Raw genomic sequence first — 12,499 nt, 5'->3', positions numbered from 1 at the left:
CGACGAACCGGTGGCCTCAATTTCGAACGTCGGATCGGCCTCATATTCGAGCGTTGTCGACACAGCCTCATGTGCCAACATCTGGGGTATGACTTCACTGGTCGATACCCCAGACCTCGCCTCATCCGGATCCCAAGAGGCTGGCGAGAGCCCAGGTGCTCGGTGGTGGCAAGTAGATGTTCACGCTCACTCGCCAGCGTCGAGGGATTATGGCGGAGCCGAGGGCCATGACACTGAAGGCGATAAGCCCTCTTTTAGAGAATGGGTGAAGGCGTATGTCGAGGCAGGCGTCGACGGCGCTGTCATCTCCGACCACAATACCCACGAGGGAATCGAGCCGGCGCGCAGGGCGCTCGCAGAGTTGCAGTCGGAGGACCCGTCGTTTCCCAAACTCGTCCTATTCCCAGGTGTTGAACTGACCGTCGCCGGAGGTGTGCATGTGCTCGGCATCTTTGACCCAGAGACGCCCGCCGAAATAATAAGCGACGTGATAGCTCGATGCAACTATCTTGGCACGAGGGGGGCTAGCACCCAAACCGCGAATGCAACAGTTTCAGATGCCGCGAGACATATCCAGCAAGCTGGAGGTATTTGCGTACCTGCACACAGCGACAAGAATGCCGGAATCTTCACTCGATCCGAGCTCGACCTACCCACGATCAAGCAGTCGGGAATCGCTGCAGTTGAGGTAGTTGACGATGATAATGTGCCCAAGGCGAAGGCCAACGGATGGGTTGCATTGCTAGGTTCTGATGCGCATCATTTGACCCCGGATGGATGTCCCCCCGGTCAAGATGCGAAGTTTCCCGGGTCTCACTTCACCTGGATCAAGGCGGAGCGAGTCGACCTCAAGGGCCTCAGCCTCGCCCTGACTGACGCGAAGGAGTCGGTGACGCGAGGACGACGCGGAAACGCGGACCCGAATGAGGTGCTGCACGGTTACATAGATCGTGTGCTGATAACCCACAAGGGCACCACTCGAACCTTCCGATTGAACCCCTGGATGAACTGCTTGATCGGGGGACGCGGCGTCGGCAAGTCGACGATTCTGGAACTGATACGCTTGGCCATGGGTCGTAGCGGGGATCTCCTCGATACGGCCTTGAATTCTGAACTCCAGCGGTTCATCCCAGGTGGTGAACGTGCACAGCAATGGTGGAGCGCTTCATCCGCGATCGAGGTGCGGTACGTAAAGGACGGTCGGCCCCTTCGAATCGTCTGGTCGGGCGCCGATCCAGAGGAACCAAGAGTGGAGGCCAAGACCGAGTCGGGCTGGGAGTCGCAGGCGGGCTTCGCCTCAGACCGCGCTCCAATCCAGGTTTTCAGCCAGAAGCAGATATATGAACTCGCTCGGCAGCCTCAGAGCTTTCTATCCATCGTCGATCGCATGGAAGAGATCCGAAAGGCCGAATGGACCGAGGAGTACTTGGCGATTGAGAGCCAGTTTCGCAAGGCCCGTGAGCACCTTCGGGAATTGCTGACAGAGACAGACCGAGCCGATCGACTCAAGGGACGGCTCGAGGAGGTGCAGGGGCGGCTGCGTCATCTGGCGGAGTTGAGGGCCGACCCGCGCTACTTGGAACTCGAAGCGAACGAGTCCCAAGTGCGCCGCGCGACTAGCACGGAGGAGGAAGCCCAAGGTCTTGCTGAACGGCTGAAGGAGCAGGCGACTGCCCTTCGTTCGCTTGCCAGCACCCAAGGGGACCTTCCGGGCTATGGAGCGCGCATCGACAGCTTCACAGCGGCGGCAGGACTCATCGACCAGGCAGTCGCCCAGCTGGACGGCTCGGCGCTCGAATGGCAACAGGGCTCCGCCCAGCCGCAGTGGGTTGCGCGCATTGAGGAACTCAGTGACTGGCTTACCTCACAGACCGATCAGCCGCATCGCCTGTCCGCTGATCAGGTCACTGCCTACCGCAAGCAAGAGAAGGACCTGCAGGCTGAACTGCTTGAGTTTGAGAACATCGCCGCCAGGCTCTCCACCCAAGAGCATGTGCTCTGCGATCTACTTTCTCAACTCGCGTCAAAGCGCAAGGAGCTTCATCAGCGGCGGTTCGACTACGTTGCAGGGCTTACTGCCGGCGCAGAACGTACTCGCGTGCGCGTGTTCCATCAGGGCGCCATCGCCAATGTGGGAGAAGAGCTGCGGAGGATTCTGAATCGCCCAGACTCGTTCGACTCCGCCTTTGAAGACCAAGGGATCCCAAAACCACTATTCGACGACCAACCCAAGAGCCCCACGTTCCCGACCTCAAGTATTCCTGCGTTCAAGGCGTCCTTGATAGATTTGGTCAACCGCGGCGCCGAGTCGGACATTGCGAAGCGCGTCCGCATCGACGCACGTTTTCATCGACGGTCCGGTGACAACCAGACTTTTGACCTCGAGACGAGCATTCTGCTCTGGTTTCCGGAAGACCTAGTCACGGTTGAGTACAAGCCTGAGGGAAGCAACAACTTCACCCCCGTCGATCAAGGCTCCCCCGGCCAGAAGACCGCCGCACTGCTCGCGGTGATTTTGCAGATGGGCGACGAGCCGCTTCTACTTGACCAACCAGAGGACGATCTCGAGAACAAGCTGATCAAGCACTTGGCAGTAGAAACCCTCAAGCGCATCAAGCGGAACCGCCAGCTAGTGATCTCGACCCACAACGCGAACATTGTCGTCACGTCCGGCGCGGAGCACGTCCTAGTGATTCAGCATGGGGAGCATCTACCTGCTATCGAGGCGTCCGGGACTCTTCAGACTGAGGCCGTGCGGTCTAGCGTCTGTCTGATCCTTGAGGGCGGCGAGGAGGCTATCCGCACTAGGTTCAGCCGGCTCGTCGGCTAAAGCTCGCCATGCACCCTCCTCTCGGCCGTGCAAGGGAGAGACGTCCTATCTTGACAGGGGCCTCGGGCGAACGTCCGCAACTGGCACCCTTCTGTGTCAAGACGCCTTGGGGAGGGTGGTCGTAGGCTTGGTGGTGACGGGTCCGGGAAGTGACTGATCCGAAGTGTCGGTGTGGGGATGTGAGCCGGCCGCGCTGGATTGAAGTGACGCTCCCCGGTGTCCTCCCGGGCCTGTCGCCTTGGCTGTGACGTAGTCGTCGAGCATGGCCCGATAGACGATGTCGGAGAGGCGTCGTTTCAGGCACCGCATGGCTTCGTTGGGGGACTTGCCGCCGGCGACTTTGCGGTCGTAGTAGGCGCGGCCTTCGGTGGGGTTGCGGAGTTGGACGACGGCCATGATGTGGAGGACCCGGTTGATCTGTCGGTTGCCGCCGCGGGACAGCCGGTGGTGTTGCCGGTCGCCCGAAGACACGTCGATCGGGGCGGTGCCGGTCCAGGACGCGAAGTGTCCCCGGTCGGGGAAACGGGTGATGTCGCCGACCTCGACGAGCAGCTTCGCGGCACCGGTGGGTCCGATGCCGTGCAGGTCGAGCAGCCCGGTGTCGGTGGTTTTCAGCAACGCCACGAGTTCCTTGTTGGCCTGCTTCTTGCGCAGGTAGACCCGCTCAAGATCCGAGACGAGCTCGAGCGCGACCCGCTTGCGGAGCTTCCCAACCTCATCAGTGGGTCGCACGCCAGCGAGGATCTTTCGGGCCTGGGCGGCGGACAAGTTCCGCTTCGCTCCGCCCGCGACAAGCTCCAACAGCAGGCTGTGGAGCTGGCAGATCATCCTGGTGTGGTCCTCACCGATCCGGCGGCGGCGGTCGACCAGCAGCCGCAGCATCTCCAACTTCTCATCGGAGACGACCGGTCGGAGGCCACTGATCCGGACCCCGACCAGGGCGATCGAGTGGGCGTCGGTGTCGTCGGTCTTGCGGCCTTGGCCGGTGGCGAACATCCGCATCCGGGCTGACAGCTTCGCCGGCACATCGACCACCGGCTCCCCGGCGGCCAACAAGCGTTGGGCGACGTGGCGGCCGATCCCGGCACAGCCCTCGATCGCCCACACCCGGCCCGGCCACTGGGCGGCGAAGTCGACCAGCTGGGCGAACCCAGCCACGTCGGTGCCGAACCTGCCATGCCCGACGATGTGCTCATCGGCGGTCATCACCTCGACGGTCACCGACCGCTTATGAGGGTCCATCCCGATCACAACTCGCGGTTGCTTCTCCACGGTAATCCTCCTTCGCTCGCACGGATGGGGAGCCGGGAGGGCACCGCTACTACTGGCAGAGCATTCCCTTCTTCAGCCTCTCCCGCCCCGGATCGGTGCCCGGGGCAGCGCACGCCAATTGAGAGTCACAGGCCACCAGCCCGCCAGGACAGCCGCGAACGAGAGCGACCACCCCGGACACCTGAACCGAGCCTCGGCCAAGGCCCGATCTGAGGTCAATGAAACTAGTAGCCGCAATCAGATAATGGTTTCGGTCGACCACTCGGCGTCGAACGAAACGAGGGCATCCCAGCGGTGCAGGATGGGTTCGTACTCTTTCCACCAGGTTTGGAAGGACGGGTCAGAGAAGGCCGCATCGAAGGTTCGCCGGTCGGGCCAGCGCTGAATCGCCAAGACGCTGGGATCGCCATCCACGGCTTCGAGGTGTAGCACAACGGCTGGGCTGAGGCGCGCGTAGTGAGGGGTGATCTCCTGCCGAACGAAGGCGCCGACTTCATGGGTAGAGATGCCAGAGTTCAGGATCCATCGCTTGTAGGTCGAGTACGTCACGCTACAGATTCTTCCACACCATGGGTTTCCGAACGCCCGCTCTTGGCCGCCGACCGTGCCCAGCATCACATCGCTGTGAAGTGCATACGACCACGACGATCCCGGTAGCTCCGCAGCTGCGTAACCTCATCACTGGCGAAGACGCGCATGACTCGAACGAACTCGGAGAGTGGGACCAGGGTCAGGTGTTGTCCGCTGGATTTATCGGAAGCGACGAGCCACCCAGCAAGTTCCGTGGGCGTCATCTCGGCGCGAGGGTCACTCTCGTCTACGTGCCCACCAATCGCTGAAGGGCATGCCTTCGAGGGTCCACGCAAAGCGCAGAATCAGACTGTGGACGAACAGGTTACAGAACTCATTCGCGGCGACAACGGTGGCAGAAGGGTGCACCCATCTGATACATCTCGAGGTCCCCAAGGGCATCCCAGATGTCCGGCGCTTTGGCGCCGGGGCGCAGTGGGTAACGGATCACCGTCGCTTTGGCCTCCCTCGTTGCCTTGGTCACCTTGGAGGGCATCCCGATGAGCCGTCGAACGGCAAAGGCCGCGCTCATAACGTCTCGCTCAAGCCGGTAGAGCGCTTCCGTCTCGGCGTCGTACAGATCCAAGCCGTCGCCGCTAGTGGCCTCTTGGTCAAGGGTGTCTGATAAGCCGAGCCGGGCCCCGTCGATACGCTCAGCAGCACTAGCAAGGTCACGCTTCCATGGCCAGGACTCGTTGAACATGACTAAACCGTACGAGACCGGCAGGCGCCAGCTATGAACGCCCGCATCTGCCGCCGTCAGCGCGCGGCACTCTCACTTTCCAAGGGCGCCGTCGCTCGCAGAATCGCGCCGACCAGCGCAGGAACGCTCTCACTTTCGTCCCGCCCGGACAGTCGTCGATGGTCCTGAGTGCGTGGAGTGCTTCGGCGCCGTCGAGGTTGGTGACGTGGTCCAGCTGGCCGCCGAGCAGCAGTCTGGCGGCGTCCTCCAGCCATGCGTCTGGGTTGTCGGAGTCGATGGTGGTGCCGTCTTGGACCAGCTCGCCCGAGTAGGCGAACCACAGGCCGCGGGCGAGGCGGTGGACCGTCTCGTGCAGGTGTCGCAGCGTAGCGGGGTTGATGATGAGCATCAGGCGTCCGCCTCCTCGTCGAGGCCGAACTCGTCGGAGGTGTAGCCGGCGTCGAGGGCTGCGGCCCGGTAGAAGGACAACGCTTCGGGGGTCTGGCCCGATGCCGACGGCAGCCCGTAGCGGGCTGGCAGGGAAGCGACCCACTCGGTGGTGTCGAAGTTGATGTCCATGCTCCACTCGGGCTGCGCCCCGAGGAAGGCGATGGTGGCCGCCAGCGCGTCGAACAAGTTGGCGCTGTTGGCCTCCAGCGCCGCCCGGATCGACGCGAGGCCTTCCGGCTGGGTATCGGCCGGCGCGGGGACGGCGCCATGGTCGCGTGCGTCGCCGCGGAGCTGGTCGTCCTGCCGGGCCAAGCGCTCGATCCGGTCGATGTAGGGCTCGACCTGCGCGGGAAGCTTCGGGAAGGCGGTTCGGAACCGCGCGAGCTCGGCGAGGATCTCGTCGAGGGCATACCGGGCGCCCCGTCCGTAGAACTGCTCGGCCGACCGGTAGCCGAGGGTGAAGCGGTCCGGAGTGGTGGAGGTCGTCACGACGCTGCCTTTCGTTCGCTGGGTGAGGGATTGAGGCTCACCGCTTTGGGAGGGGGGTGGAACGCCTCCACGCTAGGGCTCCACCCCCGCCCAAACAGACCCCATCCTGGGTGGGTTGGGTCACGCAGGGGGACCTGTTCTGATGCAGAAGTGTCGGACCGGGGCTCTACCGTGTGCTGCATCTGGGAGGTAGCCCCTCCTGCTGAGTCCTGACGGAAGGAACGATCGTGAATCTGTGCCGCTACACCCTGATGTTGGACGCCGGCGTCCACCCGGACCTGGTCGCACGGCTGGGCTCCCTGCTCGATGGGTGGGGCGAGGAGCACTCGAGCGAGCACACCCAGGAGCTGGTGGGGGAGTACCTGATGGTGACGACCGTTCGCGGGTCGGACGGTGACGGGATGGGCCTGACCGAGGCCATCACCGACAAGCTCGCCTGCTGGGGGTTCTCGACGGCGTTCACCCTGGTCGAGCACGGCACCACCACGACGATGGGGGCGATCCACCGGTTCGCGCCGGCGTTGGGCACCCATGTGCTGCCCTGGCATCTCGGGTCGGACTGGGTGGATACCGCGAGCTTGCGGCATGCCGTGGATCGCTTCTCCGCAGGCGAACTAGGACGTGTTGCCAAACTCGTAGGGTGCTTGTCGGCGATCCTTGATGACGTGTCTCGCGATGTGATCTCGGATGGGGTGTGGGCCGTGATCGGTCCAGTGTTCCCGGCCGCGGCGGAGACCGGGCGTCCTCCGGTGGATCGCCGCCTGGTCGTGGAAGCGACCGCTTGGCACTTTCGGACCGGTGCGCCGTGGCGGGATACGCCGGAGCGGTTCGGGAACTGGAACACCATCTACAAGAACTTCGACCGTTGGTCCAAGGCCGGCGTCTGGGCGGGCGTGCTCGAGCGCGTCCAGTCACTCGCGCTGGCGAACGAGGACTTGGACTGGGTGGCCTCGATCGACTCCACGATCGTGCGCGTCCATCAGCACGGCGCGACCCTTCCGCGCACCACAGGGGGCGAAAGCGAACTACAAGAAATTCGGCCCCGAGCCTCCTGACCATGCGATCGGCCGTTCCCGCGGCGGGCTCACGAGCAAGACGCATCTGGTCTGCGACGGCAAGGGACGACCGCTCGGGTTCGTCATCACCGGCGGTCAAGTTGCCGACACGTCGATGCTGGCCGAGACGCTCGATCAGATCCGCGTCCCCGGCGCCTTCGGCAGGCCACGGACCCGCCCGGACCGGGTCATCGCCGACAAGGGCTACCCGTCCAAGGCGAACCGGGCGTGGCTACGTGAACGCGGTATCGCCGCGACGATCCCCGAGCGGGCCGACCAGATCGCTCACCGTCGCAAGCGACCCGGTCGGCCGATCGAGTTCGGCCCTGAGCAGCGGCAGCGCTACCGCGGCCGCAACGTCGTAGAGCGCTCCTTCAACAAGCTCAAGCAGTGGCGAGGGATCGCGATGCGCTCCGACAAGACCGCCCGCAACTACCACTCCGCGCTCTGCCTCGCTTCCGCTCTCCACTGGGTCCGAACTCTGCCGCATCCTCCGAGCGAACGGTTGCTTTCAGTAGTCAGTGCGTGACTCCCAGCTCGACGAGAAGCACGCCACCGACGACGAGTGCCACGCCGGCGCCCATGATCCAGGTGAAAGGTTCTTTGAAGAGCAGTTTGCTCAGTAGTGCGGTCAGTGCAACGCCCGAGGCCGCCCAGACGCCGTAGGCGACACCGAGGCCGATGCCGGCATCCAGGGTCAGGGACAAGAACCCGAAGGCGGCGAGGTAGCCGACGGCGACGGCGACGAACCACATCTTCTTACCGTGGGTGGCCATGCGTAGAGCGAGCGTTGCGGCGACCTCGAATGCGATCGCGCCGATGAGGAAGAGCCAGGCCATCAATTCGTCTCTCGTTTCGTGGCGGCTCGTTGAGCGCCGAGTTCGATGGTGAGTACGCCCAGGATGATGAGCACGATCCCGACGAGCATGAGGGGTGTGAGCGCTTCTCCGAAGATGAGTGCTGACAGCACGGCGGTCAAGGCGACGCCTGATGCTCCCCAGATCCCGTATGCGACGCCCAGCGCGATCCCTTCGCGAAGCACGAGAGCGAGGAACACGAATGCTGCAAGGAATCCGGCGATGACGAGCAGGTACCAGGCGGGGTGGCCGAGTGCGGCCTTCAGCGACAATGAGCCGGCCGATTCACTGAGGATGGCGCCGACGAGGAACAACCACTTCTTCATGCTTCGACTTTCGCGAGGAGTTCTTGCGCCGCGGCGCGAATGGCCGGGCGCTCTTCGAGTGTGGGCGGGTTGATGCCGGTGGCCTTGGCGAACCAGATGCCGTCGGCCATGAGCCGGACTGCGCTCAGGTGCCCGCGCTGTGCTGCCGGCAAGGCCTCGAATCCACTGAACCATGCGTGAAGACGTTCCGCCCATCGAGCCGTGAGCTCGTCGCGAAGTCGCGGATCGCTGAGCATCACGATGTCCGAGGGGTCGGCTTCCCGGTCGAGGCACTCATCCAAGTACGCGGCGACCCGTTCGCTGACTGATACGGACTCGGGTGCTGTGGGCAGCCGCGCCGCCATGCCGTGGAGCCAGTCGTCAGCTACGGCATCGACGAGTCCGCACATCAGGGCGTGCTTCGTTGGGAAGTGGTAGATCACTCCCGGTTTGGTCAAACCGCTGGCCCGTGCCGCTGATGCGAGCGAGACGGTGCCTCCGGCCCGGATGAGGTCGAGCGAACGCTCGATCACCACGTCGCGTGAGTTGGTCATGCAGCTACTATACCAACCGGTTGGTACAGTTGCACGTGTGGCACACGCGCGCTACAACTCTGGAGAGTTTCGCAACACCTCCTAGGCGACCACCTACGCCGGACCGTCCTGGCCGAGCCATGGATCGAGCAGTGCCCGCCCGCGCCGGCCCACATCGAGGACTGACCCATGCTGACCGCCGAACAGCAACGGTTTCTGGCCGATCACTACGGACTCCTGAACACAGCGCGAACGTTCGCCGACCCTGCCTCAGCCAAGCTGTCTTGGGCCGGTTCTTACAGCGCCAAGATGGCCTGGCAGACCTGCACGAACGGCATCGCGTGGGCGCTTACTGGCGAGGAACACGGCCCCGAGATGGACATCCGGAAGTGGCCACACCGGATCACATGGGCCGAGCTCCGCAGTCACGTTGCCGCACAACCCGACAGCCTTATCGCTCGCCTCCGTGAGCATCTAGACGCCTGTCGCGTCGAAGAGCGCCGCCACTGGGAGGCCCGCCGCGGGATCAGCCCCAACGGGTACGGCGACACCCGCCCCGAGGCACACGCCGCCCTCCGCGCAGAAGACGATGCGCACCGTGCCACAGCGCGCACCCTGGACACCCTCGTCCGCGACGTCGCCCGCCAGCTGCTGCCGCTCGCCATCGACGAGCCGGCCGACCTCATCGAGTGGGCGGAGGCCACCGCGTGAACAGCGTGACGGTAAGGGTCACCGAAACCCTGACCTACCAGAGGACCTTCGACCTGGCCGAGATCGCCGAGGACACCGGCCTGTCGATCGACCAAGTGGCCGCCCTGGCCGATGACGAACTCATCGAGCACCTATGGGCCAGCACGAGTTTGTCTGACCGCCTCTACCGGCACGGGGACATCGACAACAGCCGCGCCGAGGTCCTGAGACCAGAAAGCCTCAGCGAGCTAGGACCCTCCCAGTAGCGTGAGCCCACGGGCTGGTGGCCCAGCTCCGACGAAGTCTCCCGGGGGTGGGTAGTTGCCGTCGGAACCCTGGGCCGCCAGCCCGCCAGCGTCAGCCCAGGTACAGGTCCACGACCAACCGGGCGACCGCCACAGCGGCCTTCACCCACACCTCGACCCACTCGGGGCGCTTCCACCACCGGTCATCCCGGCGCTGCTGAACTTTCACGTTCAAACCTCCTTAGAGAGCCGCCCGTTGTGACGGCTTCTCTCCTCCTGTGCACGAGGGCTTCAGTCGCGGTCGGTCTTTGTCGGTGGGGGCAGCTAGCGTGGTTGGCACCTGGGTGGGTCTCATCCCCCGCCCGCTGAGACCGGAAGGGTCAACGAACGATGAACGTGACGATTGAGCACACGGCGGCCACGGGCACGCTGGTGGAGGGGACCTCCCGCGGGGACGGTTCAGCCCCGATCTTGAAGGGGCTGGGATGGCGCTGGGGCCGATCCATCGGCTGTTGGTTCGCGCCCCGATCGCGGGACACCGCTCCCAACGTCTCCCTGATCGAGAGGACCGCGCAGGCGCTGCGCGCCGACGGGTTCGCCGTGGAGGTGAGCATCGACGCCACCCCCCGCACCACGGCCGAGGTGGAGGCCGACAAGATCACCCGAGCAGCCGACCGCGCCCAGGAGCTGGCCGCCAAGGCGAGCCGCCTAGACGACCAGGCGGACGCGACCTACGCCAGGGCACGGGAGATGGCCTCCCACATCCCCTTCGGCCAGCCGATCCTGGCCGATCACTATTCGGCCGGCCGCGATCGGCGCACCCGTGATCGGATCTCGTCGATCTACGACAAGTCGTTCCAGCTCGCCCACGACGCCGAGGTCGCCCACCGCGCCGCCGATGCTGCTGCAGCGCACACCGGCGCCCGCTACAGCGTCACGACAGTCGGGAACCGTATCCAGAGCCTGACCGCGGACCTGCGCCGAGCGGAGCGCGCCGGCCGGGCCAGCCAGGTCAGCGAGTTGGCCGAGCAGCTCGCCTACTGGCAGGGCATCCGCAGCCAGCAGCTCGCCGACGGCACCGCCGGCGACTTCGGGTCCCACACGATCAAGGCCGGCGACATCGTCCAGTGCGGCCGAGCCTGGTACGTCGTCGAACGGGCCTCCGCCAAGTCGGTGACGCTGCGCGGGGACTTCGGGCCACGCCGGGTCGCCTACCACAAGCTCTCCGGGCACCGGGCCACACCCAACTCCAGCCCGCGCGACTGACCACTTGAGGCTGGGGTTCCCGCTCTCCCTTGAGAGGGCGGGAACCCCAGCCTTCACCACCCCACACCCCATCCGGAGTGGGGTGGTGAAGCGAACCCCGAAAAGTGTCGGCCACCTCCACTAGATTGGGTGTCATCCCTAGTGGAGGGCTTCATCCCCCTCCCGCTGACTCCTTGAGGAGGAACCCCGTTATGTCTGTCTTCCGCGCGAGTGGCCCCTTCGACCTGCTCCGTGTCATCCCTGCGATGTTCGACTTCGTGCCCGAGGACGCCGTGGTGGTGGCCGCGATCAACGGCGGCTACGTGGCCATGGCGGGCCGCCTCGATCTCGCCATGCCCGAGGACGTGGCCGAGCAGCAGTGCGCGGCCATGGCCGATGCCGTGGTTCGCGCGCGCCCTGAGTCCGTGCTGCTGGTTCGCTACTGCACCACCACCACCGACGAGGACGCCGTCGGTGACTCCATTGCCATGCACCTGATGGGTGACCACATTCCGGTGATGCTCAACATCACCGTGACGGGCAGCCAGATCGACGGCAGCGCCGTCTTCACGGTCGCCGGGGACCCGACGGTGTACCCGGCCCCGTCCGCGTCGGACATCCTCACCATGGCCGGGACCGGACACGCCCGCCGCCGCGATGACGTGGAGCGCAGCATCGAACCCGGGCCGCGTGCGGACTCCATCTCGGCGCTGGTGGCCCTCCGACGCACGCAGGGCACGCCGGTCGCGCCGAACGCCGCCACCTTGTGGGAGCGGCTCCTGACCGAGCCGGTGTCGGCCATGAGCGACGACGACGTGGCCGACGCCGTGCACGCCCTCAGCGATCCGATGCTGTTCGACCGCATCATGCTCGCCGACCCCGTTCCCACGCCCTGCGTGGAGGGCATGCGCGACCGGCTGGTCGCCGACGCCTCCCGCATCGAGCGCCTGACCGAACTGGCCGCCTGCCTGACCGACGCCGAGGCCGCCCCCGTCCTGAACTGCCTCGCGGTCACCGCCTACGCCAACGGGATGGGCGCGCTGCTCAACGTCACCGAGGACCGGCTCCGGCGTACCCGCCAGCCGATGGAGCCCATGGCCTTCCTGATGCTCACCCTCGCCGCCGCCGGGATCAGCCCCACCCAAGGGATGCCCTGACACACCCACCGTGACGCCCGCGCCCCGGCCTCGCGCCGGGGCGCGGGCACCGCTGCGCCAGGGCGAAGCCGGCAAACCCCATCCGTAGTGGGGTGGTGGTTGAAGCGGGTGAAGTGTCA

The 12,499-nt window shown here is 65.2% G+C and carries 13 protein-coding genes and 1 pseudogene; 6 read left to right on the top strand and 8 right to left on the bottom strand.

Translation table 11 applies throughout. From position 1 onward, the window contains the following. The first annotated feature begins 88 nt into the window (after window positions 1-88). Entirely contained in the window at window positions 89-2,830 is a 2,742-nt protein-coding gene (locus H5397_RS18835; RefSeq protein ID WP_182816767.1) for a TrlF family AAA-like ATPase, read from the top strand. Window positions 2,831-2,926: 96 nt separating this feature from the next. Here H5397_RS18835 and H5397_RS09070 read toward each other — a convergent pair whose 3' ends face one another. From H5397_RS09070 to H5397_RS09050, 5 genes are all read right to left on the bottom strand, one after another. Beyond that, window positions 2,927-4,102 carry an IS110 family transposase gene (locus tag H5397_RS09070; protein WP_220492148.1) on the bottom strand — a complete coding sequence of 392 codons (1,176 nt, stop codon included), beginning with the start codon at window positions 4,100-4,102 and terminating at the stop codon, window positions 2,927-2,929. Window positions 4,103-4,339: 237 nt separating this feature from the next. Further along, a complete protein-coding gene (locus tag H5397_RS09065) occupies window positions 4,340-4,651 on the bottom strand; it encodes a hypothetical protein (protein WP_182816765.1) in 312 nt (103 codons plus the stop codon). A 355-nt stretch (window positions 4,652-5,006) separates the two neighbouring features. After that, entirely contained in the window at window positions 5,007-5,375 is a 369-nt protein-coding gene (locus H5397_RS09060; RefSeq protein ID WP_182816763.1) for a hypothetical protein, read from the bottom strand. A gap of 31 nt (window positions 5,376-5,406) precedes the next feature. Further along, window positions 5,407-5,763 carry a hypothetical protein gene (locus tag H5397_RS09055; RefSeq protein WP_182816761.1) on the bottom strand — a complete coding sequence of 119 codons (357 nt, stop codon included), beginning with the start codon at window positions 5,761-5,763 and terminating at the stop codon, window positions 5,407-5,409. Continuing rightward, complete coding sequence (locus H5397_RS09050) at window positions 5,763-6,293, bottom strand: hypothetical protein (protein ID WP_182816759.1); 531 nt, start codon at window positions 6,291-6,293, stop codon at window positions 5,763-5,765. The genes H5397_RS09055 and H5397_RS09050 overlap by 1 nt, the downstream gene beginning before the upstream one ends. Before the next feature lie 644 nt (window positions 6,294-6,937). Here H5397_RS09050 and H5397_RS09045 point away from each other — a divergent pair. Then, window positions 6,938-7,877, top strand: a pseudogene (locus tag H5397_RS09045) (IS5 family transposase). Here H5397_RS09045 and H5397_RS09040 read toward each other — a convergent pair. Genes H5397_RS09040 through H5397_RS09030 form a run of 3 tightly spaced genes read right to left on the bottom strand, consistent with a single transcriptional unit; the run spans window position 7,867 to window position 9,064 of the window. Then, window positions 7,867-8,187, bottom strand: a complete 321-nt coding sequence (locus H5397_RS09040) for a multidrug efflux SMR transporter (protein WP_182816757.1) — start codon at window positions 8,185-8,187, stop codon at window positions 7,867-7,869. The pseudogene H5397_RS09045 and the gene H5397_RS09040 overlap by 11 nt on opposite strands. Next, window positions 8,187-8,531, bottom strand: a complete 345-nt coding sequence (locus H5397_RS09035) for a multidrug efflux SMR transporter (protein ID WP_182816755.1) — start codon at window positions 8,529-8,531, stop codon at window positions 8,187-8,189. Before H5397_RS09035 ends, H5397_RS09040 begins: the two co-directional genes overlap by 1 nt. Then, window positions 8,528-9,064: a TetR/AcrR family transcriptional regulator gene (locus H5397_RS09030; RefSeq protein ID WP_182816753.1), complete on the bottom strand. Its 537-nt coding sequence runs from the start codon at window positions 9,062-9,064 to the stop codon at window positions 8,528-8,530. The genes H5397_RS09035 and H5397_RS09030 overlap by 4 nt, the downstream gene beginning before the upstream one ends. Window positions 9,065-9,232: 168 nt before the next feature. Between H5397_RS09030 and H5397_RS09025 the strand changes: the two genes are divergently transcribed. The 4 genes from H5397_RS09025 (at window position 9,233) to H5397_RS09010 (ending at window position 12,380) form a co-directional block, all read left to right on the top strand. Beyond that, window positions 9,233-9,754 carry a hypothetical protein gene (locus H5397_RS09025; RefSeq protein ID WP_182816751.1) on the top strand — a complete coding sequence of 174 codons (522 nt, stop codon included), beginning with the start codon at window positions 9,233-9,235 and terminating at the stop codon, window positions 9,752-9,754. Next, the gene (locus H5397_RS09020; protein WP_182816750.1) at window positions 9,751-9,999 is read left to right on the top strand and encodes a hypothetical protein; all 249 of its coding nucleotides are present in this window, start codon (window positions 9,751-9,753) and stop codon (window positions 9,997-9,999) included. The genes H5397_RS09025 and H5397_RS09020 overlap by 4 nt, the downstream gene beginning before the upstream one ends. A 369-nt stretch (window positions 10,000-10,368) precedes the next feature. Next, window positions 10,369-11,244, top strand: coding sequence for a DUF3560 domain-containing protein (locus tag H5397_RS09015; protein ID WP_182816748.1), 876 nt, complete (start codon window positions 10,369-10,371; stop codon window positions 11,242-11,244). Between the two features lie 191 nt (window positions 11,245-11,435). Beyond that, window positions 11,436-12,380: a DUF4192 family protein gene (locus tag H5397_RS09010; protein ID WP_182816746.1), complete on the top strand. Its 945-nt coding sequence runs from the start codon at window positions 11,436-11,438 to the stop codon at window positions 12,378-12,380. The last annotated feature ends 119 nt before the right edge of the window (window positions 12,381-12,499 follow it).

The organism is Propioniciclava sp. MC1683, assembly GCF_014164675.1.
In the GTDB taxonomy this organism is placed as follows: Bacteria; Actinomycetota; Actinomycetes; order Propionibacteriales; family Propionibacteriaceae; genus Propioniciclava.
The sequence above is the reverse complement of the archived record's forward strand: the minus strand, read 5'-3'. Positions and strand labels throughout refer to the sequence as shown.

What these genes read in the sequence shown, in the direction of transcription:
- H5397_RS09060 (WP_182816763.1), bottom strand. Translation starts at nt 5,375, where the DNA reads ATGTTCAACGAGTCCTGGCCATGGAAGCGTGACCTTGCTAGTGCTGCT.
- H5397_RS09010 (WP_182816746.1), top strand. Translation starts at nt 11,436, where the DNA reads ATGTCTGTCTTCCGCGCGAGTGGCCCCTTCGACCTGCTCCGTGTCATC.
- H5397_RS09030 (WP_182816753.1), bottom strand. Translation starts at nt 9,064, where the DNA reads ATGACCAACTCACGCGACGTGGTGATCGAGCGTTCGCTCGACCTCATC.
- H5397_RS09015 (WP_182816748.1), top strand. Translation starts at nt 10,369, where the DNA reads ATGAACGTGACGATTGAGCACACGGCGGCCACGGGCACGCTGGTGGAG.
- H5397_RS09055 (WP_182816761.1), bottom strand. Translation starts at nt 5,763, where the DNA reads ATGCTCATCATCAACCCCGCTACGCTGCGACACCTGCACGAGACGGTC.
- H5397_RS09025 (WP_182816751.1), top strand. Translation starts at nt 9,233, where the DNA reads ATGCTGACCGCCGAACAGCAACGGTTTCTGGCCGATCACTACGGACTC.
- H5397_RS18835 (WP_182816767.1), top strand. Translation starts at nt 89, where the DNA reads ATGACTTCACTGGTCGATACCCCAGACCTCGCCTCATCCGGATCCCAA.
- H5397_RS09035 (WP_182816755.1), bottom strand. Translation starts at nt 8,531, where the DNA reads ATGAAGAAGTGGTTGTTCCTCGTCGGCGCCATCCTCAGTGAATCGGCC.
- H5397_RS09040 (WP_182816757.1), bottom strand. Translation starts at nt 8,187, where the DNA reads ATGGCCTGGCTCTTCCTCATCGGCGCGATCGCATTCGAGGTCGCCGCA.